Source organism: Kitasatospora sp. NPDC058184 (assembly GCF_042883725.1).
Classification (GTDB): domain Bacteria; phylum Actinomycetota; class Actinomycetes; order Streptomycetales; family Streptomycetaceae; genus Kitasatospora.
The window spans coordinates 51915-75267 of the sequence record NZ_JBHVVE010000028.1 but is presented as its reverse complement, the minus strand read 5'-3'; the positions used below and the strand labels follow the sequence as shown (position 1 = coordinate 75267).

The window sequence follows — 23353 nt, the reverse complement described above, 5'->3', positions numbered from 1 at the left end:
GTGGGAAGGCTCGCGGGGTACGTCGGAGGAACGGGGAGACGAGGGGGCCGGATTGGACAGCGGGATACGGGCGATGGTCGACGCGGTCGGCGAGGCGGAGCGGCAGGTGCGGGAGAACGCGCTGCCGAAGGCGCGGGACAGCGCCCGCGAGAGGGTCCCGGAGAAGGAGGAGGCGGCGCTGCTGGGTGCGCTCGCCGGGCTGGTGGAGAGCATCGGGGAGCTGGCGGGCGCGGTCGGCGACCGGGTGACGAACCGGGGTACGGCCAGGACGTACACGGTCGCGGGCAGGCGGCTGCGGAGCGAGGCCGGCAACCTGCGGGGCGACGAGGACGAGACCGCGGCGCGGTCCAGGTGACCGGCCGCCGGTGCCCCCGGCCGGGGGCACCGGCGGTGTCGCTCAGCGGTGGCTCGGGAACTGCACCACCTGCTGGTAGGTCGGGCGGTTCTGCCAGGTGGTCTTGGCGTCCGTCACGCCGCCCAGCGGGCGCTGGATGATCGTGTCGGCGCACCACTGGTCGCCGGCCGCGCAGTCCGCGTCGCCCGGGTAGACCTGGGCCGGCGTCCGGGCGGCGGCCTGCTTCAGGGTGGTCAGCAGGACGGCGCGGCAGGCCGCGAGGTCGCCGCCGCCACAGAACGGCCGGGCCAGCGGGCCGGCCACCCGGTCGCCGAGGACGGCGCGCAGGTCCTTGTCCAGGTAGCTCCACCAGCCGTACTGGAAGGCCGAACCCTTGTGCGGGATGGCCTCGTTGGCGCTCACCGGGCCGCCGCCGGGGCCGGTCTGCCCGCCCGAGGGGGACTCGTTGATCTGGAGGGCGCCGGTCAGCGCGCCGAACAGCGGGTCGCCGAGGCCCGGCCGCATGACGCCCTCGGCGACCAGCGGCCACCAGGCGTCCATCACCCGGATCGCGGTGGCGTCCGCGTAGCCGTGGCTGCCCGGTGAAGTCTCCTTCCGCTGCCCTCCGTTGGCGAGCCAGGCCTCCAGTTGTTGCAGGGCGGTGAGGGTGGCCTGGTCGGTGACGGGCGCGCTGCGCAGGACGCGGATCAGGTCGGGCAGCACGTCCTCGGCCCGCAGGTCGGCCAGGGCGGCGCCCTCCATGGCCTGGGTGAGCGAGACCCGGCTCACCTTGCCGCCGTTCCCGAGCAGGGACTTGACCCGGTCGTCCAGCAGGTTGCCGCGGTGCACCGAGCCGTTGCCGAAGCCGGCCGAGGTGTAGCCGTTCGCCTGCTTGTTGTTCCAGGAGATGTAGTAGTCCTGGTTGACGGACTGCGGGTGCTCGGCCGCCGGGGTGTACCGGGCGGTGTTGGCGACGGGGTCGAAGTCGGCCCACTCGTAGGCGGGTTGGGCCTTCACGGGGAGCCCGGGGTCGACGCCGGGGGCGCGGACCGGGTTGCTGCCGGAGTTGTAGTACGCGATGTCGCGCGAGTCGGCGTAGAACCAGTTGAAGGTGTAGTTGATGTCCTGCGCCGCCTGCTGGAACCCCGCCGCGTCGTGCACCGCGCCGGGGTCGTTCAACTCCTGGAAGCCGATGATGGATTCGGCCTCGTGCCGGTAGGTGGAGCGCAGCGAGGTGAAGGCGACGGGTGCGCCGCCGACCGTGCCGCGGGCGGTGACCAGGCCGTACCGGGAGCGGTTCATCACCAGGGTGTAGGACCCGGCCGGGGTGGAGTCGGCGGTGGTCGGGTTCCAGGCGTTCTTGCGTTCCAGCCGGTCGAAGGGCAGGCACTGGCCGTGCCAGAGGTAGGAGTTGGCGGCGGTGGTGACCGGGGAGCCGTCGGTGGTGCAGAGCGGGACGGCGTAGGTGTCGGTGATGTCCTGCCCGGCCGAGGTGGCGCTCCAGGCGTAGTCCTGGCCGCGGCCGAGCTGCACGTAGAAGCTCAGGCCGGCGAAGGCGGCGCCGCGTGCGCTGATCCCGGGGCCCTGGATCTCCTCCAGCATCAGCAGTTGCGGGGCGAAGTAGCCGGTCTGCGGGCCGAACACGGCCACCGGGTGGCCGTCGTCGGTGCGGGCGCCGGAGACCAGCAGGGCGTTGGACATGCCGTGCCGGGCGGTGAGCAGGTTGCCGGGCAGGACGCCGTTCGCCGCGGTGGTGGCGGAGTCGGCGGAGCCGGTGGCGTCGTAGACGACCCGCTCGGGCACCACCGAGCCGGGGTCGGGCAGCGCCTCGCCCTGCGGGTGGTCGGGGACGGTGGCGTACGGGAAGCTCTGCCCGTCGTGCAGGGTCTGGACGGCCTCCGGGTCGTCCGCCTCGCGCAGCGACGCCCAGACCGCGTCCCCGGCGTCCTTGCCGTACCGGGCCTCGGCGGCCGACTTGACCTGGGCGGAGGCCAGTTCACCGCCGCCGCCGGAGCCGAACAGGGCGCCGACCACGGAGGCGAGGGCGACCAGGTCGGTCAGCTTGAACGGCTCGATCGAGCCGGCGTTGGTGATCGGGTCGATGTGCCCGGTGAGGTCGTACTCGCCCGGGAAGGTGCGGGCGTTGTAGGACTCCTTGGCGTACTGGTTGACGCCGTCGAGGTAGGCGTTGGCGTCGGCGAGGGCCTGGGTGGCCCGGCCGCCGCGGGCGGCGATGGTGTCGATCTGCTGCTGGAGCTCGGCCTCGGTGTACGGGGCGGCCTGCCAGAAGGTCTGCTCCAGCTGGCGGTTGGCGGCGGCGCCGCCCGCGAAGCCGGACAGCTGGCCGCGGCCGACGTGCCGGAAGAGGTCCATCACCCAGAGCCGGTCCTGGGCGGCGGCGTAGCCCGCGCCGAACTCGGTGCCGTAGCGGGTGGTGCCGGTGATGTGCGGGACGCCGGTGGCCTTGTCGCGCACGATGGCGACGTCCGGGCGCGGGCTGGTGGTGCTGGCCACCTGGTCGGCGGGGACGCCGAAGGAGGCGTCGTTGAAGAAGTCGCGCAGCTTGGCCTCGGTCAGGCCGGGGTAGCCGGAGGCGAGGGCGGCGTAGGGGCCGAGCTGGTCGTCGGTGTGCGCGGGGCGGGTGCCGAAGGCCCGGTTGAGCAGGATGTCGGCGAGGGTGGCGTTGCCGTTCTCGCCGGGCGGCAGGATGTCGGCGCAGTGGCCGCCGCAGTAGTCGTTGGCGGCGGCGGTCGCGGGGGCCGGCGCGGCGGCGGTGGGGGTGGTGGTGAGGGCGGCGGTGACGAGCAGGGCCGAGGCGAGGGCGGCGGCCGGGAGTCGGAGGGAGCGGGGGCGGGGGCGTTGGTGTTGGCGTGACCGCAAGGCGGACTCCTCCGTCGAAGTCTCACGGAAGAGTCGACGGTAGGGGCGCTACTGGCCGGTTGGCTAGTGGCGTGCATGCCATTTCCCGTACGGGGGAGCGGAGTTGGCCGTCCGCGGGTCGGTCGGGAAGGAGCGGCGCCGCACCTGCCGGGCTCAGTCCGGAGGTGCGGCGCCGGGTCGGTGGCGCGTCGGGTCAGGGCTTGAGCACCAGGCGGATCGGGTCGCCCTCCTTGTGCTCCAGCGCCTCGACCGCACGGGCCGCCTCGGCCAGCGGGAAGGTGCCGCTCACCGAGCGGGAGAACTCCAGCCGGCCGCCGCGGACCAGGTTGACCAGGTCGACGACGTCCTGGCCCTCGGAGCCGTAGTGGCCGCGGATCTGCTGGCGCAGGTAGCTGACCAGGGTGCCGTTGGTGACGGTCAGCGGCTTGTTGGTGAGGCCGACCAGCACCAGGCGGCCGTGCTCGCCGAGGGTGGCCATGGCCTGCTCGCGCACCGGGGCGACCCCGGCGAAGTCGAAGGCGACGGACAGCGGGCGGCCGCCGGTGGCCTCGCGCAGCAGCCCGGCGAAGCCCGGGTCGGCCGGGTCGAGGGCGGCGTCGGCGCCGAAGGCCAGGGCGCGCTCGCGGGCGGCCGGCAGCGGGTCGACGGCGACGATCGGGAAGGCGCCGATCGCCCGCAGCAGCTGCACGCCGTGGGCGCCGAGGCCGCCGACGCCCCAGACGCCGACCGCCTCGGCCGGGCGTACGGCGCCGGTGGCGGTGATCGCGGCCCAGGGGGTGGAGACCGCGTCGGGGATGAAGCAGGCCTGCTCGAAGGGGAGTTCGTCCGGTATCGGCACCAGGGTGGTGGCGGTGGCGAGCGCGTACTCGGCCCAGCCGCCGTCGTAGTCCACGCCGCGGGTGTGCACGACGCCGTCGCGGGTCTCGCCGGCCTGCAGCAGCACCCGGTCGCCGACGGCCGTACCGGTCACGCCCTCGCCGAGAGTGTGCACGGTGCCCGCGACCTCGTGGCCGAGGGTGACCTTGTCGCCCTCGAGGTAGAGCGGCTTGAGCATGCCCTCGATCAGGTGGACGTCGGAGAGGCAGACGCCGGCGGCCTCCACCTTGATCAGCACCTCGCCCGGGCCGGGGGCCGGGACGGGGACCTCCTCCACGGCGAAGGCGCCCTTCGCGACGTCGAGCCGGCCGGCGAGCATCGTGGCGGTCATCGGGACTTCCCTTCTCACGGGGGCGGCGGGTCGGGGGAGTGCCCGCCGCTCCGGAAGTTACTTGTTATTCAACAAGCAAGTTCACACTAGCATGGTGGCATGTCTACGCACGATGAGGACCGAACCGGTGGGGCCGGGGCGCTCCGGGGGGCGCCGGCGCGCCGCACTCAGGCCGAGCGGCGCGCCCGGGCCGAGTCCGCGCTGATCGCCGCCGCCGCCCGGCTGATCGCCGAGCACGGCAGCACCGGGGTCACGCTGGCCAGGGTGGGCGAGGAGGCGGGCTTCAGCCGGGGTCTGGCCACCCACTACTTCGGCTCCAAGGCCGCGCTGCTGGCGCGGCTCCAGGAGGCGGCGCTGGCCGAGGCGATGGCGTCGGCCGCACCGGCGCGCAGCGGGGCGGGGGCCGCCGACGAGCTGTGCGGGTTCGCGCGCGGCTGCCTGGAGGGCGTCCGCAACCCGACCGACCTGGGCCGGGCCTTCGTGGTGCTGGGGGCCGAGGCGCTCGCCGGGGCCTCGGAGCTGACCGGCGCGGTGGCGGAGCTGGACGCCCGGACCCGGGCGTGGACGGCCGAGGTGGTCGGGCAGGGGCAGCGGGACGGGGAGGTGCGTCCCGGTGTGGACCCGGTGGCCTTCGCGCCGGCCTTCGTCGGGCTGCTCAAGGGGCTGGTGGTGCAGGCCGCGGCCGCGCCGGAGGCCTTCGACGTGGGGGCGGCGGTCGCGGAGTCCGAGCGCTGGATCCGGCTCGCGCTCACCGCGGGCTGAGGCTGCGGAACGCAGGCGGCCGGGTGGTCCGCGCCGCTGTCGGCCGCTCCGCGCGCAACCCCCGCTGACCTCGCGGTTCGCCGCGCGGACCGGATCCGTACGGCCTGGATATCCTGATCCCATGAGCGACAACCTTCCCCCGTGTCCGCAGTGCTCCAGCGAGTACACCTATGAGATGAACGCCCTCATGGTCTGCCCCGAGTGCGGCCACGAGTGGGTGCCCGGCGGGGCCGACGAGGCCGGAGCGCCGGCCGGCGAGCGCGTGATCAAGGACGCCGTCGGCAACGTGCTGAGCGACGGCGACACCGTGACGGTGGTCAAGGCGCTCAAGGTCAAGGGCAGCGTCTCCGGCATCAAGGCCGGCACCAAGGTGCGCAACATCCGCCTGGTGGACGGCGTCGACGGGCACGACATCGACTGCCGCGTCGAGGGTTTCGGTGCGATGCAGCTCAAGTCCAGCGTGGTGAAGAAGGCCTGACCCACGGGCCCGAACGGCCGCGCCCCGCCGAGGAGATCGGCGGGGCGCGGCCGTTTTTTCGGAGTGGAGCCGTTTTCCGGATTAGTTGTAAGCTCACAATGATTACAACAACACAAATAATCATGGAGCGTTCGTCATGCCCGATGCCGCTCGACCGCGGCCCTGGCTCGTGCTCGCCATCTGCTGCATGAGCCTGCTGATCGTCAGCCTCGACAACACCATCCTGAACGTCGCCCTGCCCGCCATCCGTCGCGACCTGGACACCTCGGTGTCCGGACTGCAGTGGACGGTCGACGCCTACACCCTGGTGCTGGCGAGCCTGCTGATGCTCGCCGGCTCGACCGCCGACCGGATCGGCCGCCGCCGGGTGTTCCGGATCGGGCTGGTGGTGTTCACCGGGGCCTCCCTGCTGTGCAGCCTGGCCCCCGGGCTCGGCTGGCTGATCGCCGCGCGGATGCTCCAGGCGGTCGGCGGATCGATGCTGAACCCCGTCGCCATGTCGATCATCAGCAACACCTTCACCGACTCCCGGCAGCGCGCCCGCGCGATCGGCGTCTGGAGCGGCGTGGTGGGCATCAGCATGGCCGCCGGGCCGATCATCGGCGGGGCGCTGGTGGAGTCGGCCGGCTGGCGGGCGATCTTCTGGATCAACGTCCCGATCGGCCTGGCCGCGCTCTTCCTCACCACCCGTTACGTACCGGAGTCGCGGGCGGCCCGCACCCGCCGGGTGGACCCGGTCGGCCAGCTGCTGGTGGTCGTGCTGCTCGCCGGCCTCACCTACGCGATCATCGAGTCGCCGGAGCGCGGCTGGACCTCGCCCGTGGTGCTCGGCTGCACGGCGGCCGCGCTGGGCGCCCTGCTGGGCCTGCTCCGGTACGAACCCCGGCGCACCGACCCGCTGATCGACCTGCGGTTCTTCCGCTCCGCGCCCTTCGCGGGCGCCACCGTGATCGCGGTCGCCGCCTTCGCGGGCCTCGGCGGCTTCCTGTTCCTCGGCTCCCTGTACCTCCAGGACGTCCGGGGGCTCGACCCGCTGCACGCCGGGCTGTTCATGCTGCCGATGGCCGTCATGTCGCTGCTCACCGCGCCGCTGTCCGGCCGGATGGTCGCCACCAGGGGGCCGCGGACGCCGCTGCTGCTGGCCGGGGTGGCGCTGACCGCGAGCGCCGTGCTCCAGGCGGTCGCGTACTCCGCGCACCTGCCGACCGGGCTGCTGGTCCTCGCGTTCCTGCTCTTCGGCACCGGATTCGGCCTGGTCAACGCGCCGATCACGAACACCGCCGTCTCCGGGATGCCCCGCTCGCAGGCCGGGGTGGCGGCGGCCGTGGCCTCCACCAGTCGTCAGGTCGGCCAGTCCCTGGGCGTCGCGGTGACCGGTGCCCTGATGGCCGGGGCGGCCCTGTCGGACCCGGTGGCCTTCACCGGGGCGGCACGGACGGCGTGGTGGATCATCGCCGGCTGCGGGGCCGCCGTCCTGGTCGCCGGTACGCTCACTTCCGGCCGCTGGGCCCGGGCGACGGCCGAACGCGCGGCGCAGCGGCTCGCCGCCGAGGAGGCGGCCGAGGAAGCCGAGCGGACGAAGGGGATGGTGGACGCCTGATGGAGCGCCTGGACAGCGGCGGGCACCCGGAGGGGAGCGGGAGCGAGGCCGGAGCGGCGGCCCGGGTCTGGCAGGGGATGAACGCCCTCGTGCTGGAACGCTACGACCGCCGCAAGAGCGTCGCCGAAGCCCTCGGCATGAGCTTCAGCCGGGTCAGGGCGCTGCGCCGGCTCGTCGCCGGCCCGATCACCCTGCGGGAGCTGGCCGAGCGGCTGGGCGCCGACCCGCCGTACACCAGCGTCATCGTGGACGACCTGGTGCGGCGCGGCCTCGCCGAGCGCATCACCAACCCGGTCGACCGGCGCTCCAAGCTGGTCCACCTCACCGAGGAGGGCGAGGCGAAGGCCGCGATCGCCACCGGGATCCTCAGCACCCCGCCCGACGCGCTGCTCGCGCTGCCGCCGGAGGACATCCGCGTGCTCGACCGGGTGGTGGCGAAGCTGCTGGGCTGAGCCGCCCCTGCCGACCCGTTCGGCGGTGCCGAGCCCGCGGCGGAAGGGCCGTCACCGGATCCGCTCCGGTGACGGCCCTTCAGAACTCGGGGGGGGGGAATTCCCCGGCGGGCGCGGCTACTTCGCGCCGAAGGCCTTCTCGATGTCCTCGACGACCTTCTCCGCCGCGATCGGGCCGGAGCTGCTGCTCCACACCTGGCCGTCGACGCCCATGAGCTGGTTGGTGCCGACGGCCTTGAGGCGGGTGAAGGCCTCCTGCTTGCGGGCGGTCTCCAGGGCCTTCTCGCCCTCGGCGTTCAGGGTGGCGACGAACACCCGGTCGGCGTCGGCCTTGTTGAGGTTCTCCAGGGACAGCGGGTCCGAGTGGGGCTGGGCGCCCAGGCCGTCGGCGATCGGCATGGTGCCGGCGCCGGCCTTCTTCAGCAGGTCGCCGGGCATGTTGGTGGTGTTCATCACGATCGGCCCGTTGGGCATCCAGCGCATCACCACGGCGCTGCCGCTCTTGCCCTCGCCGGCCTTGGCGGCGCGCTTGTCCAGGGCGTCCAGCTTGGCGGCCAGGTCGTCCTTGTGGCCGAGCGCGTCGCCGTACACGGCGAGCACCTCGCGCCAGTCGCCGGCCTTGGGGACGATGGTCGGGGCGACCGCCGAGAGCTTGTCGTACTGGGACTTCTCGATGCCGGAGGAGGCCAGGATGAGGTCCGGGGTGGCCTTCAGGATCGCCTCGAGGTTGGGCTCCTTGACCGTGGCGACCAGCGGGATGCTGTCGGCCTTCAGGTAGGCGGGGGCGGTGGTGCTGCCGCGGCTGGAGCTGGTGCCGACCGGGGTGACGCCGAGCGCGAGGGCGGTGTCCAGCGAGGTGTCGCCGAGGGCGATGACCCGCTTGGCCTCGGCCGGGACCTCCACGGCGCCGAAGGCGGTGTCGATGCTGCGCTTGCCGCCCTTCGCGGCGGCGGTGGACGAGGAGCCGGAGTCACCCGCGGACCCGCCGGACCCCGAGGAGCCGCACGCGGTCAGGCCCAGGGAGAGGGCGCCGACCACGGCCGCGCCGAGCAGGGTCTTGGTAAAGCGGGTGCCAAGCATGGGTGTTCTCCGAGAAATGGTAGTTTACGGGCGAACCGTTTTTCTGAGGTTAGCCTAACCATACGTAAGGCCCTGACGGGGAGGCCCGGTGTGACATTCCGATCACTCCTGCTGCGCGGACTGCTGCCCGCCGGCGCGATACTGCTGCTCGCCGTACTGGCGAGCCTGCTGCTCGGCGCGGGCGACGTGGGACCGTCACGGGCGCTCTCCACCCTGCTCGGTGACGGCGACTCCGACTCCCGGTTCACCGTGTTCCACCTGCGCGCCCCGCGCACCGCGGTGGCCCTCGCGGTGGGGCTCGCGCTCGGCGTGGCCGGCACCGTCCTCCAGGCCGCCGCCCGCAACCCGCTGGCCGAGCCCGGCCTGCTCGGGGTCAGCACCGGCGCCTCCTTCGCCGTCGTGATCGCGATCGTGCTCGGCGCCAGCGCCGCCAGCGTCGGCCCGTACGTCGCCGTACTGGGCGCTGGCGCCGGCTGCCTGCTGGCACTCGGCGCGGCCCGGCTGCGCGGCACCGGCGACGACCCCGTCCGGCTGGTGCTCGCCGGCGCGGCGCTGAGCGGGCTGATGAACGCCGGCTCCTCCGTGCTGCTGCTCTCCGACGCCCGGGCCGCCGACGAGATCCGGTTCTGGACCATCGGCTCGGTCGCCGGCCGCGGCACCGACCAACTGCTCGCGGTACTGCCGGTCCTGCTGCTCGGCCTGGTGCTGGCGCTGCTCTCCGGCCCGGCGCTGACCGCGCTCAGCCTCGGCGACGACGTCGCCACCGGCCTCGGCCACAAGCCCCGCCGGGCCCGCGCCCTCGCGGTGACCGCCGTCGCCCTGCTGGTCGGCGCCGCCACCGCGATCGCCGGACCGGTCTCCTTCGTCGGCCTGGTGGTGCCCTTCGCCGCCCGGGCCCTGGTCGGCCCGGACCTGCGCCGGCTGCTCGTCGTCTCCGCCCTGCTCGGGCCAGCCGTCGTGCTGCTCGCCGACGTGGCCTCCCGGCTGGTCGCCCGCCCGTACGAGATGCCGCTCGGCGTGATGACCGCCCTGTGCGGCGCCCCCGTGCTGGTCGCCGTCGTCCGCTCGCACCGAATGCCCGCGCTGTGAAGGCCCCCGTGAAGGCCCCTGTGAAGAACGCCGCAGAGAACGCCGCAGAGAACGCCGTGGAACCCGACGCCCCCTCGGCCGCGACCCGGCGGCCGGCGCCGCCCGTGCCGCCCGGCACCCGGCTGCTCGCCCTGGGCGGCCGCTCGGTGCTCGTCCCGGTCCGGCCGCTGCTCGGCTGCACCGTCCTGCTGCTCGCCGTGGTCGCGGTGACCGCCGTCTGCCTGGCCGTCGGCGAGACGAACCTCGACCCGGTGACCGCCCTGCGCGCGGCCTTCGGCGACGGCACCGCGCGCGACGTGCTGCTGGTGGAGAAGCTGCGGCTGCCCCGCGTCGAGGCCGCACTGGCCGTCGGCGCCGCCCTCGGCGTCGCCGGCTGCCTGATGCAGACCCTCGCCCAGAACAGGCTGGCCACCCCGGACACCGTCGGCTTCAACGAGGGCGCCACCGCCTTCGCGGTCGCCTCCGTCACCGGCGTCGCCACCCAGCTGCTGCCCTCCGCCGCCGCCCTGGCGGGCGCCGCCACCGCCGCCTCGCTCGCCTTCGCCCTCGGCGGCGGGGCCGGCCGCAACGGCTACCGCTTCCTGGTCGTCGGCCTCGGCATCGGCGCGGTCTTCGGCGCGGTGACCAACCTGATGCTCTCCCGCGCCGCCATCGACTCCGCCAACGCCGCCTACGCCTGGACGGTCGGCACCCTCAACAGCCGGGACGCCGACGCCGTCGGCTACCTCGAACTCGGCCTGCTGGCCTGCCTGCCCGCCGCCGTGCTGCTCGGCCGCCGGCTGTCGCTGCTGCGCTTCTCCGACGCCGTCGCCACCGGGCTGGGCGTCCGGGTGCGCGGCCTGCGGGTCGGCGTCCTGCTGGTCTCCGTGGTCTGCGCGGGCCTGGCGGTGGCCGTCGCCGGACCGCTCGGCATGATCGCGCTCGCCGCGCCCGAGGCCGCCCGCCGGATCGCCGGACCGCGCTGCGTGCCGGTGCTCACCTCGGCCGTCGCCGGAGCCGCCTTCACCCTGCTCGCCGACCTGATCGGCCGCACCCTCCTGTCGCCGCTGGAGGTGCCGGCCGGCCTGGTCACCGCCGTCGTGGGCGGCCCGTACCTGCTCTGGCTGCTGCTCACCACCCGTCCCCGGAGGACCGCATGACCGCCCGCCCCGCGACCGCTGAATCCCCCGGGACCGTGACGGCCACGGTCGGAGCGCCCCGGCTGGCGACCAGCGCGCTCAGCCTCGGCCACGACCGCACCATCGTGGTGCGCGAGCTCGACCTCGAACTGCCGCAGCGCCAGGTCACCGTCATCGTCGGCCCGAACGGCTGCGGCAAGTCCACCCTGCTCGGCGGCCTCGCCCGGACCATCGCCCCGCGCTCCGGCGCCGTGCTGCTCGACGGCAAGCCGCTGACCTCGCTGTCCACCCGCGCCATCGCCCGGATCATCGGCCTGCTGCCGCAGTCCGCCACCGCCCCGGACGGGCTGACCGTCCGCGACCTGGTCCGCTACGGCCGCCAGCCGCACCAGGGCCTGCTGCGGCAGTGGTCCGCCGCCGACGCCGAAGCGGTCGAGCACGCGCTCGCCGCCGCCGACCTGCACGAGCTGGCCGACCGCCCGCTGGACACCCTCTCCGGCGGCCAGCGCCAGCGCGCCTGGATCGCCATGGCCGTCGCCCAGGACACCGACATCCTGATGCTGGACGAGCCGACCTCGGCGCTGGACATGGGCCACGCACTGGAGGTGCTGGAGATGGTGCGCGGCCTGACGGCCGAGCGCGGCCGCACCGTCGTCCTCGTCCTGCACGACCTGACCACCGCCTGCCGCTACGCCGACCACATGGTGGCCATGCGCGACGGCCGGGTGGCCGCCCAGGGCGCGCCGCGCGACATCGTCACCCCGGAGCTGGTGCGCGAGCTGTACGGGGTGGAGAGCGTGATCCTCACCGACCCGGTGCACGGCACCCCGGTGGTCTGCCCGGTCGGCCTCGCCCCCCGGGTGCGCTGACGCCGGCGGGCCGGTCAGCCGGCCAGGCCCGGCAGCACCAGGGCGCCCGGCAGCTCCGCCAGGGCCCAGCCGGGCAGGATGAGCTTGCCCCGGCGCCGGCCGCTGCCGACCAGGACGTACGGGGCCGCGGCCACCGCCTCGTCGATCAGCAGCGGCCAGCCGCCGGGCAGGCCGACGGGGGTGATGCCGCCGTACTCCATGCCGGTCAGCTCGACCGCAGTGTCCATCGGCGCGAAGGACGCCTTGCGCGCCCCCAGCTGGGTGCGCACCGCCTTGTTGACGTCCACCCGGGTGGTGGCCAGGGCCAGGCACCCGGCCAGGGTCACCTCCCCGGCGCGCTTGGCGGCGACCACCACGCAGTTCGCGGAGAGCTCCGGCGGCACGTCGTAGGCCGCGCAGAACACGGCGGTGTCCGCCTGCTCCGGGTCGCTGTCCACGTAGAGCACCGAGGCGGCCGCTCCGGGCGCGTCCCAGTTCTTCAGCGCGTCGGCGACGGGCGCGGCGAGCTCCGCGCCGAGCTCCAGGGCCGGTACGGCGGTGGCGAAGTTCCCGAACGGCGGGGCGGTGGACTCACTCATGGAGCGGACTGTAGCGCGCCCGGCTACCCGGTCGGCCGTACCCGGCTGCCGTCGGCCGTACGGGAGGACCGCGGTCAGCCGTACGGGACGACGGCGACCGGGCAGTGCACGTGGTGGATCGCGGCGTGCGCCACCGGGCCGAGGTGGTGGTGGCGCAGCGGCATCCGCCGGATGCGGCGGCCGACGACCAGCAGCCGGGCCGTCGCGGCGGCGTCCACCAGCTCGACGGCGGCCTTGCCGCGGATCAGGTCGGTGCTCACCGTCACCTCGGGGTGCCGGGCCTGCCAGGGCTCCAGGGCCCGGGCGAGGCCGTCGTGCTCGACGGCCGAGACCTCGCCCTCCAGCCCGCCGATCGCCCCGTAGGACATGTACTCGCTGCCGGCCGGCGGGGACCAGACGTGCACCACGCGCAGCGGCGCCGAACGGAGCGCGGCGGCCTCGAAGGCGAAGGCCAGCACCTCGTCCGCCGGGTGCGCCAGGTCGAGGCCGACCGTCACCGCGCCGTCCGGTTCGTCCCCGCCGGCCCGGATCAGCACCACCGGGCAGTCCGCCCGGCGCAGCACCTCCTGGCTCACCGAGCCGACCAGGAAGCCGCGCAGGGTGCCCAGCCCGCGCGAGCCGAGCACCAGCAGGGCGGCCCCGTGCGCGGCGGCCTCCAGCGCCTCGACGGGATCGCCGGCCACGGAGCCGGCGGTGACCTCGACCTCCGGCGCGATGGTGCGCAACTCGCGCTCGCGATCGGCGAGTCGTGCCAGTGCGGAGTGGTCGCCGGGCCTGCTCCCGGGGGCGATCTGCTTCGGCCGGGGCCAGGCCTGGAGGACGTCCAGGCGCAGGCCGCGGCGCTGCGCCTCGTGGGCGGCCCAGGCGGCGGCGGCCAGGCTCTCGGGTGAGCCGTCGAATCCGACGACGACGGGTCCGGTCACGGCGTGCTCCTCGGTTCCGGTGCGGCCCCAGCCCCCGGAGGTCTCGGTGCGGCCAGTATCCGCGCCGGCCCGGACCGGCGCCTCCCGGAGCCGTCGCCGGTCGCGGTGGGTGACGGGACGGGCCCGGTTCCGCCGTCCGGCTGGTCGGCCGGGTGGTGGCGCGGCACGCCCGGGCCGGGCGGGGGCGCCGGGCTAGGGTCGGCCGAACCGCCGCGTGCCGGTCGCGCCGTTCCGAGCGCTCCGCCCCAGCCGGTCCTTCTCAGCCCGGGAGAACGATGCCGAGGGTCCCCACGTTCCGCTCGCGGTGGGCGGGCGCCGCCGCCGGACTGGCCGTGCTTGCCGCCGCCCTGGTGGGCTGCGGGGACGGTGGAAGCGGCGGCCCGGTCACCCTGAACTGGTACAACTTCCCGGACGACTCGGGCGCCCTCCAGCAGGCCGCCGACCGCTGCGGGCAGCAGTCCGGCGGCCGCTACACGATCCGCTACAACAAGCTGCCGCGCGGCGCCGACGGCCAGCGCCAGCAGCTGGTGCGCCGGATGGCGGCGCACGACACCGGCGTGGACGTCCTCGGCCTGGACGTCACCTGGCCCGCCGAGTTCGCCGAGGCCGGCTGGATCCGCGAGTGGACCGGGGCGATGCGCGAGCGGGCCACCGCCGACACCCTCGACGCGGCGGTGCGGACCGCGACCTGGCGGGACCGGCTGTACGCCGTGCCGTACAACTCCAACACCCAGCTGCTCTGGTACCGCGACGACCTGGTGCCGACCCCGCCCGCCACCTGGGCGGAGATGCTCTCCCAGGCCCGGGAGCTGGACCGCGAGGGCAAGCCGCACCTCGTGGAGATCCAGGGCGCCCAGTACGAGGGGCTGACGGTCTGGTTCAACACGCTGGTCACCAGCGCGGGCGGCTCGATCCTCACCCCTGACGCCCAGGGGCCCGCGCTCGGGGCGCCCGCCGTCACGGCCGCCGGGGTGATGCGCGACCTGGCGGCCTCGGTGGCCGCCGACCCCTCGCTGTCGAACCAGATGGAGGACCAGAACCGGCTCGCGATGGAGTCCGGCACGGCCGCCTTCGAACTCAACTACCCCTTCGTCTACCCCTCGATGAAGGCCAACCGGCCGGAGCTGTTCCCGCACTTCCGCTGGGCGCCGTACCCCGCGGTGAGCGCCGACCGCCCCGCCAGCGTCACCATCGGCGGGATCGACCTCGCGGTGGGCGCCTACAGCCGGCACCCCGACCTCGCCGCCGAGGCCACCCTCTGCCTGCGCGACCGCGACAACCAGCTCACCAACGCGCTGAAGGGCGGCCTCCCGCCCTCGCTGCGGAGCCTGTACGAGACGGCCGAGCTGACCGCCAGCTACCCGTTCGCCGCCGACGTGCTGGCCGCCCTCGACTCCGCCAGCGTGCGGCCGCAGACTCCGGCCTACCAGAACGTCTCCATCGCGATCTCGCACACCCTCTCCCCGCCCGCCGGCATCCACCCGGAGAAGGACGTGGCCGACCTCCGCGGGCAGATCCGGGACGCCCTCGGTTCGAAGGGGCTGATTCCGTGACACCGCCCGTTCCCGGGCCACCGCCCGCTCCCGGGTCACCGTCCGTTCCCGGGCCACCGCCCGCTGAGGCCGCGGCCGGGGCCGCCGCCGGGCCGGGACCGGCCGGGCCCTCGCGCGGCGCCCGCCAGGAGAGCCGGCTGGGCCTGCTGCTGTGCGCCCCCGCCGTGATCGTGATGCTCGCCGTCACCGCCTACCCGATCGGCTACGCCGTCTACCTGTCCCTACAGCGCTACGACCTGCGCTTCCCGGCCCAGGCGCACTGGGTCGGGCTCGCCAACTACGGCGCGGTGCTGACCTCGCCGTTCTGGTGGCAGGCGCTCGGCGTCACGGTGCTGATCACCGCCGTGTCGGTGGCCGTCGAGCTGGTGCTCGGCCTGGCGCTCGCCCTGGTGATGCACCGTACGGTCTTCGGGCGGGGGACGGTGCGCACGGCGGTGCTGGTGCCGTACGGGATCGTCACCGTCGTCGCGGCCTACTCCTGGCAGTACGCGTGGACCCCGGGCACCGGCTACCTGGCCGCCCTGCTGCCGGAGGGCAGCGCCCCGCTGACGGAGCAGTGGCCGGCCGTCGGTCTGATCATCCTCGCGGAGGTGTGGAAGACCACCCCGTTCATGGCGCTGCTGCTGCTCGCCGGCCTGGCGCTCGTCCCGGACGAGACGGTCCGGGCGGCGATGGTGGACGGCGCGAGCTCCGGGCAGCGGCTGCGGCTGGTGATCCTGCCGCTGATGAAGCCCGCGATCCTGGTCGCGCTGCTCTTCCGGACCCTGGACGCCTTCCGGATCTTCGACAACATCTACGTGCTGACCAGCGGCTCCAACGGCACCGGCTCGGTGTCGATCCTCGGCTACGACAACCTCTTCACCGCGCTCAACCTGGGCATCGGCTCGGCGATCTCGGTGCTGATCTTCGTCTGCGTGGCGCTCATCGCGCTGGTCTTCGTCAAGCTGTTCGGCGCGGCCACGCCCGGCGCGGAACCGGAGCGGCGATGAGCGGCCGGCCCGCCCGGGCCCTGACCGGCTGGGGCATCGCCAACCTGGTGGTCGTGCTCTACGCGCTCTTCCCGGTGTGGTGGATCGTGGCGCTGTCCTTCAAGGACCCGAGCACCCTCTCCGACGGCGCCTTCGTGCCCCGCCGGTGGACCCTGGCCAACTACCGCGGCATCTTCCAGACCTCGGAGTTCACCCGCGCCCTGGTCAACTCGATCGGCATCGCGCTGATCGCCACCACCGTCGCCGTCGCGCTCGGCACCATGGCCGCGTACGCGGTGGCCCGGCTGCGCTTCCCCGGCAAGCGGCTGCTGATCGGGGTCTCCCTGCTGATCGCGATGTTCCCGCCGATCTCGCTCGTCTCGCCACTGTTCGGCATCGAGCGGGCGCTGGGCCTGTTCGACACCTGGCCCGGGCTGATCATCCCGTACATGACCTTCTCGCTGCCGCTGGCGATCTACACGCTCTCGGCGTTCTTCCGGGAGATCCCCTGGGACCTGGAGAAGGCGGCCAAGGTGGACGGCGCCACGCCGTGGCAGGCGTTCCGGCTGGTCATCGCGCCGCTGGCGGCGCCGGGGGTGTTCACCACCGGCATCCTGGTCTTCATCTTCTGCTGGAACGACTTCCTGTTCGCGATCTCGCTGACCTCCACCACCTCGGCCCGGACGGTCCCGGCCGCGATCGCCTTCTTCACCGGGAGCTCCCAGTTCGAGCAGCCGACCGGCTCGATCGCGGCGGCCGCGGTGATCATCACGATCCCGATCGTGGTCTTCGTGCTGCTGTTCCAGCGCCGCATCGTCGCCGGGCTCACCGCCGGCGCCGTCAAGGGCTGAGCCCGACATCGAGTTTTCCCAGGATGGGTTTCCCAGGAAGAGCCCGCCCCACCCGGCGGGCCAGGAAGGCGGACCGTGGCCGAGATCGTCCTCGACGGCATCACCAAGCGCTACCCCGACGGCGCCCTCGCCGTCCGCCACGTCGACCTCACCATCGCCGACGGCGAGTTCGTGATCCTGGTCGGCCCCTCCGGCTGCGGCAAGTCCACCACGCTCAACATGATCGCCGGGCTGGAGGACATCACCGAGGGCACCCTGCGGATCGCCGGGGAGGTGGTCAACGACCGCGCGCCCAAGGACCGCGACATCGCGATGGTCTTCCAGAGCTACGCCCTCTACCCGCACATGAGCGTGCGCGACAACATGGGCTTCGCGCTGCGCCTGGCCAAGGTCGACAAGGCGACCATCGCCGCCAAGGTCGAGGAGGCCGCCCGCGTCCTGGACCTCACCCGGCACCTCGACCGCAAGCCCGCCCACCTCTCCGGCGGGCAGCGCCAGCGGGTCGCGATGGGCCGGGCGATCGTCCGCGACCCCAAGGTCTTCCTGATGGACGAGCCGCTGTCCAACCTGGACGCCAAGCTCCGGGTGCAGATGCGCACCCAGATCGCCGCCCTCCAGCGCCGCCTGGGCACCACCACCGTCTACGTCACCCACGACCAGGTCGAGGCGATGACGCTCGGCGACCGGGTGGTGGTGATGCGCTCCGGCGTCGTCCAGCAGGTCGGCTCGCCGCAGCAGCTGTACGACGAGCCGGTGAACCTCTTCGTCGCCGGGTTCATCGGCTCGCCCGGCATGAACTTCCTCGGCGCCGCGCTGGAGCACGGCGCCCTGCGCACCTCGCTGGGCGATCTGCCGCTGGACGACCGCACCCGGCGCGCCCTGGAGGGCGCGGACGCGCCGCGCGAACTGGTGGTCGGCATCCGCCCCGAGGACTTCGAGGACGCGGCCCTGGTCGAGGGGCACGCCGGCGGGGTCACCGTCACCGTGACCGTCGAGGTCCGGGAGTCGGTCGGCTCGGACGTCTACGTCCACTTCGCGGAGGAGGGCGGCCCGGCGGCGGCCCGGGGCCCCGGCGGCCTCGCCGGACTGGCGGAACTCGCCGAACTGGCCGAGCTGGCCGAACTCGCCGCCGACTCGGGCCGGGCCGACACCGGCATGCGGGAGCACCGGGTGGTCGCCCGGCTGAACCCCGCCACCCGGGCCGCCGAGGGCGGCCCGCTGGACCTGCGGGTGGACACGGCGCGCATCCACGTCTTCGACCCCCGCACCGGAGCCAATCTGACCCACCCGGAACGTTCGTAGCGTGGTACGGAAGGCCCAACCCCCGGCCGGTGCGCGGTGTGCCTGACCGTTGCCGTACCGGACCCGACTTACATTGCCCAGTTATGGGAGAAAATGTCGGAATCAGTCGCCGATCGGTGCTCAAGGCCGTCCCCGTAGCCGTCCTCGCGGCCGGCTCCGACGGGATCCTCGCCCGGCCCGCGGCGGCGGCCGCCGCCTTCCCGCAGCCCGTCGTCCGGCGCGCCCGGTCGGCCCCCGGCGGGCAGGCGGCGGTGCTCGAGCAGACGCTCGACGTACGGTTCACGACGCTCTCCGTCCCGGGCTACGGGACGGTCACCACGCGCACCTACAACGGGACCATCCCCGGGCCGACCCTGCGGGCGCGCGCCGGGGACGTGCTGTGGCTGACCCAGGTCAACGGGCTGCCGCCGAACCCGGCCGAGCCGGCCGGCCCGGCCGGGATGTCTGGGATGCCCGGGATGTCAGGCCCGGCGCACCACGGCGGCCACAACCGGCCGCACCGCCTGAACACCTTCAACCTGCACACCCACGGCCTGCACGTCTCGCCGTCCGGGCGCGCCGACAACATCCTGCGCGCGTTCCCGCCGCGCACCGCCGACGAGGCCGCGGCCGGCGCCCCGGAGCCGCGGTACCTGACCACCGTCCAGATCCCGGCCGACCATCCGGCCGGGACGTACTGGTACCACCCGCACGCGCACGGGGCCACCGCCGAACAGATCGCCGGAGGGATGGCCGGGGTCATCGTCATCGAGGGCGACGTCGACGAGGTGCCGCAGATCAAGGCCGCCGCCGACCTGGTCGTCTGCATCAACGAACTCCGGCTCAAGGGCGGCAGGGTCCCCGACTTCACCTCCGGCGACGCCCTGGCCGCCGTCCCGCCCACCTTCACCGTCAACGGCGAGGTCAACCCCGTCCTCGTGCTGCGCCCCGGCGAGGTCCAGCGCTGGCGCCTGGTCGCGGCGACCGCGTTCACCGCCCTCTCGCTCCAGGTCGCCGACGGGGAACGGAAGTTGGCGCTGCATCAGATCGCCATGGACGGCGTGACCTTCCCCGCGCCGGTCGCCACCGAGGTGGTCCCGCTCGGTGTGGGCAACCGCGCCGACGTGCTGGTCCGGGGCGGCGAGGCCGGGACGTACGAACTGCGGGCCAAGGGCGTGCCCGTCCCGCTGATGACGATCGAGGTGGCGGGGGAGGCCGTCCAGCCGCCCATGGAGCTGCCGACCTCGCTGCCGCAGGGCATGCCGTTCCTCGACGAGAAGGACATCGCCAACCCCGGCGGCGACCGCAGGGTGGTCTTCCACGTCGACCCGAAGGTCTTCGCCCAGCCGTTCCCCAACGCCTACCGCGTCCTCGGCAGCCACCCGACCCCCGCGGCCGACCCCGGCGGCGACCTCACCCGCGACCCCGCCTACGGCCTGTTCGACCCCGAGTACGTCAACCACACCCTGGAACTCGGCACCGTCGAACGGTGGACCATCCACACCGACGAGACCATGCCGATCTTCCACCACCCCTTCCACCTGCACACCAACCACGTCCTCGTCACCCACCGCAACGGGGAACGGCTCGACCCGCCGGTGTGGCAGGACACCGTCGACCTGACCGGCGGCAAGCCGGGCGACACCGTCACCCTCCTGGTCAAGTACGAGGACTTCACCGGCCGCACCGTCCTGCACTGCCACCAGCTGCAGCACGAGGACCTCGGGATGATGCAGCTGGTCGAGTACGTCCGGCCGCGACGGCCGGAGCCGGCCGGATGGCCGGGGTGGCCCCAGCAGCCGGGGTGGCCGGGGTGGCCTGGCCGGCCTCGTCCGCTCGATCACTGAGCGCTGCCGGCCGCCGGCGGCGCAGGAAAGCTCCTGGAACGTGCGTTCGGAACCGGATCCCGGGGTAGAACCAGTCGTACAGCGGCCGTGCGATTCCGGCTGCTCCAGCACCTCGGGCGGTGCCACCGGGGCCGGTGCCACCGGGGCCGCGCCCGCAGTGGCCGGGCACGGGTCCCGGGGGAGAAGTCCGTGACACGCCGCACGAGGTGCGGGCCGTACGTGGCGCCGGGCGCTCACCCCGGCGCCCAGGAGCGATCACGTGTCCGTCCACCTGGAAACAGCCGGCTGGGAAGCGGCCCCCTCGGGCCTGCCGCCCGACCTCCCGCGACGGCCCACGGCGGCCGAACTCCGCCGCATGGGGAAGTCCGAGGCGCGGGAGCTGAGCGACGCGCTGTTCGAGCGGCTGGCCGGGCTGGTCCGGGAGACCCGCGCCTACAGCTACGTCCGCGGCACGATCATCGAGCTCAACATGCCGCTGGTGCGCTTCATCGCCGCCCGCTTCCGCCACCGGGCCGAGGACATGGAGGACATCCTCCAGGTCGGCACGATCGGCCTGATCAAGGCCGTCGACGGCTACGACCCGCGGCGCGGCGTCGAGTTCGTCACCTACGCGATCCCCACCATCACCGGCGAGATCAAGCGGTTCTTCCGCGACACCTCCTGGCCGGTGCGCGTCCCGCGCGGCATGCAGGAGCTGTACCTGTCCGTCGCCCGCGACTCCGACCGCCTGGAGCAGGAGCTCGGGCGGCTGCCACGGCCCGAGGAGATCGCCGAGGACCTGCACCTCACCGTCGAACAGGCCACCGAGGGGCTGCTGGCGGGCCGGGTCTACCGCCCCAACTCCCTGGACGCGCTGCGCGACCAGGACACCGACGAGACCGGCAGCGCCCTGCTCGACCGGCTCGGCGGCTGCGACCCCGGCATCGAACTCGCCGACTTCCGCACCGCCGTCCGCCCGCTGCTGGCCCGGTTGCCCGAGCGTGAGCAGACCGTCCTCAAGCTGCGGTTCTGGGACGGGTGCACCCAGTCCCGGATAGCGGACCGGATCGGCGTCTCCCAGATGCACGTCTCCCGGCTGCTCAGCGCCACCCTGGCCTGGCTGCGCGAGGAACTGGAGGACCGGGACGCGCCCGGGTGGGGCGGCGGGGAGCCGGAGGCCGTCGCTTCCGGGGGCGGGCTTGACGGCGGGCCCGGGAGCGGTTCCGGCGGCGGGCGCGAGGGCACCGGCTGAGGCGGTCGGGCGGGCCGACGTGCGGGGTGGGGACCCGGGGTGCGGTTTCGCTGCGTGATCGGCGCATACTTTCCGTAAACACACGGAGGTGCTCATGCCCATGGTGGATGTCGCTGCCCTCGGCCGACTGGTCGCGGAGTACGAGGCCCTGTCCCCGTCGAGCTCGCCGGAGGCCCGGCAGCGGTTGCGCGACGTCTGCTACACGATCGGCATCTACACGGGCGAGGCCGACGCCGTCCGCGCGGTCGCCCGGGCCCGCATGCTGCTGGCCCGTCAGGGCCCGGCCGACGGCGGCGGGGCGACGGCCGGAGCCCCGGCGACCGACCGGGCCAGGGCGGCGCTCCTCGCCGAACTCGGCGACCTCGCGGCCCGCGAGCGGGTACGGGCCGCGCCCCTGCCCAGCCTGCACGACGTGGTGCAGCTGACCAGGGTCACCGTCCCGGACTGCGTGGGCGCCGCCGTGAGCACCTGGCACGACGACGGCTCGGTCGAGACCTTCGCGGCGACCCCGTCCTACCTGCTGGCCCTCGAACGCGCCCAGAGCGGGGCGGACGCCGGCCCGCTGCCCCGGCTCCGCCGCCAGGGCGAGGGCCAGATCGTCGTCCGGCTCGACCCCGGCCGGCCGGACCGGTTCGCCGACCGCGCCCGGCGCTGCGGCGTACGGGCCGTGGCCGGCGCGCACCTGCGCACCCACCCGCACGGCTGCACCGTGTTCAGCGCCTACCTGCGCACCCCGGTCGACCCCGGCACACCGGCCCTCGGGCTGGTGGAGGTGCTCGCCCTCCAGGCGTCGGCCGCCCTCGACCGCTTCGCGCTGTCCCGGGCCGTGGCCGACCTCCTCGACCGCCGGCACGCCACCGGCCTGGCCATCGGCCTCACCGCCGAGCGGTTCGACGTCACCCCGCACGCCGCGCTGAGCCTGCTGGTCGGAGCCGCCCAGCGACTGGGCACCGACCTCGCCACGGTGGCCCGGCACCTCGCCGACGGCGACCGGCCGCGTACCGCGCCCGGCGAGCGGGGCGGCTCGTAGCGCGGGCGCGGGACGGTTGCGCCGGTGCCGGACGGTTGCGCCGGTGCCGGACGGGCAGGCGTACAGGAAGGGGGCGGAAGGCGTGCAGACGGGCGCGCGCAGACGGGCGGGAAGGCCCCGGCCGCGCCGTACGAGGAGGTCGTCATGAGCATGGTGAAGGAATCCGTGGACGTGGCCGTCCCCCTGCACGCCGCCTACAACCAGTGGACGCTCGCCGAGGAGTTCCCGCGCTTCATGGAGGGCGTCGACTCGGTGAGCCGGCTCGACAGCCGACACAACCACTGGCAGACCAGCATCGACGGCGTCACCCGCGAGTTCGACACCGAGATCGTCGACCAGGAACCGGAGGAGCTGATCGCCTGGCGGGGCATGGACGGCGAGGCCGAGCGGAAGGAGGTGGTGACCTTCCGGCGGCTCGACCCGGGCCACACCCGGGTCACCCTCGCCGTCGACCTCCGGCCCGCGGGCCCGGGGGAGAAGGCCGCCGACGTCCGGGGCGAGGTCGACCGGCGGGTGAAAGGGGACCTGAGGCGGTTCAAGGAGTACGTCGAGGAACGCGCGCGAGGGAGGGGCGGGGCGGGGTGAGCCGGCTCCGTCGGCCCGTGCGGCGTCCGGCGGCCCGCGGCGGCCCCGTCAGCCCGCGTCGGCCATCGCGTCGGTTCCCGCGTCGGCCCTCGCGTCGGCTCGGCGGAGGCCGCTCCAGTGCGCGAACGCGGCCACCGAGCCCAGTGCAGGCAGCGCCGCCGCCGCGAAGATCCCGAACAGGTACTCGCCCGACAGCGCGGTGAACGCCAGCAGCAGCACCTGCACCCCGGCCGCCGCCGCCAGGAGCCTCCAGCCGGGCCGCGGGCGCCAGACCCCGCGCACCGCCAACGCGTTGACCCCGGCCATCGCGAACCCGGCGGCCCCCATCACGTACGGCACCCACTGCGGCTTCGGCGCCACCTCGTCCTCGAACCCGATCCCGTTGTAGAACAGCGGGACCGCGATGCAGAAGAACATCACCACCGCCACCGTCTCCAGGATCAGCAGCACGGTCGTCGCAGCCCGCGACAGCCAGGAGAGAGCGGTCATGGTGGGGAGCCTTCCGGGAGTTCGGTGTTCTGTACTGCGACGCCCGGGGAGCCCGGACCGCAGCGGTCCATCGCCACTGGAGGCATGGCACGACCGTGCGACGGGCACGTCCCATGACGCCGCCCGACCCGGCGGCCTCGGCACCGCA

The 23353-nt window shown here is 74.2% G+C and carries 22 protein-coding genes; 16 read left to right on the top strand and 6 right to left on the bottom strand.

What is annotated here, in order from left to right; genetic code table 11:
* Nucleotides 1–52: 52 nt before the first annotated feature.
* Complete coding sequence (locus ACFVXH_RS35835; RefSeq protein WP_375875488.1) at nucleotides 53–355, top strand: hypothetical protein; 303 nt, start codon at nucleotides 53–55, stop codon at nucleotides 353–355.
* Nucleotides 356–397: 42 nt separating this feature from the next.
* Here ACFVXH_RS35835 and ACFVXH_RS35830 read toward each other — a convergent pair whose 3' ends face one another.
* Together ACFVXH_RS35830 and ACFVXH_RS35825 are read right to left on the bottom strand one after the other, a co-directional pair.
* Complete coding sequence (locus ACFVXH_RS35830) at nucleotides 398–3214, bottom strand: penicillin acylase family protein (RefSeq protein WP_387830266.1); 2817 nt, start codon at nucleotides 3212–3214, stop codon at nucleotides 398–400.
* Nucleotides 3215–3407: 193 nt separating this feature from the next.
* The gene (locus ACFVXH_RS35825; protein ID WP_387830263.1) at nucleotides 3408–4421 is read right to left on the bottom strand and encodes a zinc-binding dehydrogenase; all 1014 of its coding nucleotides are present in this window, start codon (nucleotides 4419–4421) and stop codon (nucleotides 3408–3410) included.
* 99 nt (nucleotides 4422–4520) lie between these two features.
* On the opposite strand from ACFVXH_RS35825, the gene ACFVXH_RS35820 reads away from it, so the two are divergent.
* The 4 genes from ACFVXH_RS35820 (at nucleotide 4521) to ACFVXH_RS35805 (ending at nucleotide 7713) form a co-directional block, all read left to right on the top strand.
* Nucleotides 4521–5183: a TetR/AcrR family transcriptional regulator gene (locus ACFVXH_RS35820; protein WP_375875485.1), complete on the top strand. Its 663-nt coding sequence runs from the start codon at nucleotides 4521–4523 to the stop codon at nucleotides 5181–5183.
* Nucleotides 5184–5304: 121 nt separating this feature from the next.
* Entirely contained in the window at nucleotides 5305–5661 is a 357-nt protein-coding gene (locus ACFVXH_RS35815; protein WP_117486841.1) for a zinc ribbon domain-containing protein YjdM, read from the top strand.
* Between the two features lie 136 nt (nucleotides 5662–5797).
* A complete protein-coding gene (locus tag ACFVXH_RS35810) occupies nucleotides 5798–7261 on the top strand; it encodes an MFS transporter (RefSeq protein ID WP_387830258.1) in 1464 nt (487 codons plus the stop codon).
* On the top strand, nucleotides 7261–7713 hold the full coding sequence (locus ACFVXH_RS35805) for a MarR family winged helix-turn-helix transcriptional regulator (RefSeq protein WP_117486839.1): 453 nt from the start codon (nucleotides 7261–7263) through the stop codon (nucleotides 7711–7713). The genes ACFVXH_RS35810 and ACFVXH_RS35805 overlap by 1 nt, the downstream gene beginning before the upstream one ends.
* Nucleotides 7714–7830: 117 nt before the next feature.
* Here the strand turns inward: ACFVXH_RS35805 and ACFVXH_RS35800 are convergent, their stop codons facing one another.
* On the bottom strand, nucleotides 7831–8793 hold the full coding sequence (locus ACFVXH_RS35800) for an ABC transporter substrate-binding protein (RefSeq protein WP_387830255.1): 963 nt from the start codon (nucleotides 8791–8793) through the stop codon (nucleotides 7831–7833).
* A 90-nt stretch (nucleotides 8794–8883) separates the two neighbouring features.
* Here ACFVXH_RS35800 and ACFVXH_RS35795 point away from each other — a divergent pair, with 90 nt between their 5' ends.
* From ACFVXH_RS35795 to ACFVXH_RS35785, 3 genes are read left to right on the top strand one after another with little or no spacing between them, the layout of a single operon-like run.
* Nucleotides 8884–9882, top strand: coding sequence for an iron ABC transporter permease (locus tag ACFVXH_RS35795; RefSeq protein WP_079272857.1), 999 nt, complete (start codon nucleotides 8884–8886; stop codon nucleotides 9880–9882).
* A gap of 20 nt (nucleotides 9883–9902) precedes the next feature.
* Complete coding sequence (locus ACFVXH_RS35790) at nucleotides 9903–11021, top strand: FecCD family ABC transporter permease (protein ID WP_387830251.1); 1119 nt, start codon at nucleotides 9903–9905, stop codon at nucleotides 11019–11021.
* The gene (locus ACFVXH_RS35785) at nucleotides 11018–11869 is read left to right on the top strand and encodes an ABC transporter ATP-binding protein (protein WP_380775621.1); all 852 of its coding nucleotides are present in this window, start codon (nucleotides 11018–11020) and stop codon (nucleotides 11867–11869) included. Before ACFVXH_RS35790 ends, ACFVXH_RS35785 begins: the two co-directional genes overlap by 4 nt.
* A 14-nt stretch (nucleotides 11870–11883) precedes the next feature.
* Here the strand turns inward: ACFVXH_RS35785 and ACFVXH_RS35780 are convergent, their stop codons facing one another.
* Together ACFVXH_RS35780 and ACFVXH_RS35775 are read right to left on the bottom strand one after the other, a co-directional pair.
* Entirely contained in the window at nucleotides 11884–12447 is a 564-nt protein-coding gene (locus ACFVXH_RS35780; RefSeq protein ID WP_387830247.1) for a YbaK/EbsC family protein, read from the bottom strand.
* A gap of 74 nt (nucleotides 12448–12521) precedes the next feature.
* On the bottom strand, nucleotides 12522–13370 hold the full coding sequence (locus ACFVXH_RS35775; RefSeq protein ID WP_387830244.1) for a universal stress protein: 849 nt from the start codon (nucleotides 13368–13370) through the stop codon (nucleotides 12522–12524).
* Between the two features lie 275 nt (nucleotides 13371–13645).
* Between ACFVXH_RS35775 and ACFVXH_RS35770 the strand changes: the two genes are divergently transcribed.
* The 8 genes from ACFVXH_RS35770 to ACFVXH_RS35735 all read left to right on the top strand — a co-directional run bounded on the left by ACFVXH_RS35770 (nucleotide 13646) and on the right by ACFVXH_RS35735 (nucleotide 22716).
* Nucleotides 13646–14923 carry an ABC transporter substrate-binding protein gene (locus ACFVXH_RS35770; protein WP_074005947.1) on the top strand — a complete coding sequence of 426 codons (1278 nt, stop codon included), beginning with the start codon at nucleotides 13646–13648 and terminating at the stop codon, nucleotides 14921–14923.
* Nucleotides 14924–15060: 137 nt separating this feature from the next.
* Nucleotides 15061–15912: a carbohydrate ABC transporter permease gene (locus tag ACFVXH_RS35765; RefSeq protein ID WP_380741040.1), complete on the top strand. Its 852-nt coding sequence runs from the start codon at nucleotides 15061–15063 to the stop codon at nucleotides 15910–15912.
* A complete protein-coding gene (locus tag ACFVXH_RS35760; RefSeq protein WP_375875480.1) occupies nucleotides 15909–16742 on the top strand; it encodes a carbohydrate ABC transporter permease in 834 nt (277 codons plus the stop codon). The genes ACFVXH_RS35765 and ACFVXH_RS35760 overlap by 4 nt, the downstream gene beginning before the upstream one ends.
* A gap of 75 nt (nucleotides 16743–16817) precedes the next feature.
* Entirely contained in the window at nucleotides 16818–18044 is a 1227-nt protein-coding gene (locus ACFVXH_RS35755) for an ABC transporter ATP-binding protein (protein WP_380741019.1), read from the top strand.
* Nucleotides 18045–18127: 83 nt separating this feature from the next.
* Nucleotides 18128–19870: a multicopper oxidase family protein gene (locus ACFVXH_RS35750; RefSeq protein ID WP_387830240.1), complete on the top strand. Its 1743-nt coding sequence runs from the start codon at nucleotides 18128–18130 to the stop codon at nucleotides 19868–19870.
* Between the two features lie 259 nt (nucleotides 19871–20129).
* On the top strand, nucleotides 20130–21101 hold the full coding sequence (locus ACFVXH_RS35745; RefSeq protein WP_387830237.1) for a SigB/SigF/SigG family RNA polymerase sigma factor: 972 nt from the start codon (nucleotides 20130–20132) through the stop codon (nucleotides 21099–21101).
* Between the two features lie 100 nt (nucleotides 21102–21201).
* Nucleotides 21202–22131 carry a DUF5133 domain-containing protein gene (locus tag ACFVXH_RS35740; RefSeq protein WP_387830234.1) on the top strand — a complete coding sequence of 310 codons (930 nt, stop codon included), beginning with the start codon at nucleotides 21202–21204 and terminating at the stop codon, nucleotides 22129–22131.
* Between the two features lie 144 nt (nucleotides 22132–22275).
* Nucleotides 22276–22716, top strand: coding sequence for an SRPBCC family protein (locus ACFVXH_RS35735; RefSeq protein WP_049650946.1), 441 nt, complete (start codon nucleotides 22276–22278; stop codon nucleotides 22714–22716).
* Nucleotides 22717–22764: 48 nt separating this feature from the next.
* Here ACFVXH_RS35735 and ACFVXH_RS35730 read toward each other — a convergent pair whose 3' ends face one another.
* Entirely contained in the window at nucleotides 22765–23205 is a 441-nt protein-coding gene (locus tag ACFVXH_RS35730; RefSeq protein ID WP_074005941.1) for a hypothetical protein, read from the bottom strand.
* Between the last annotated feature and the right edge of the window lie 148 nt (nucleotides 23206–23353).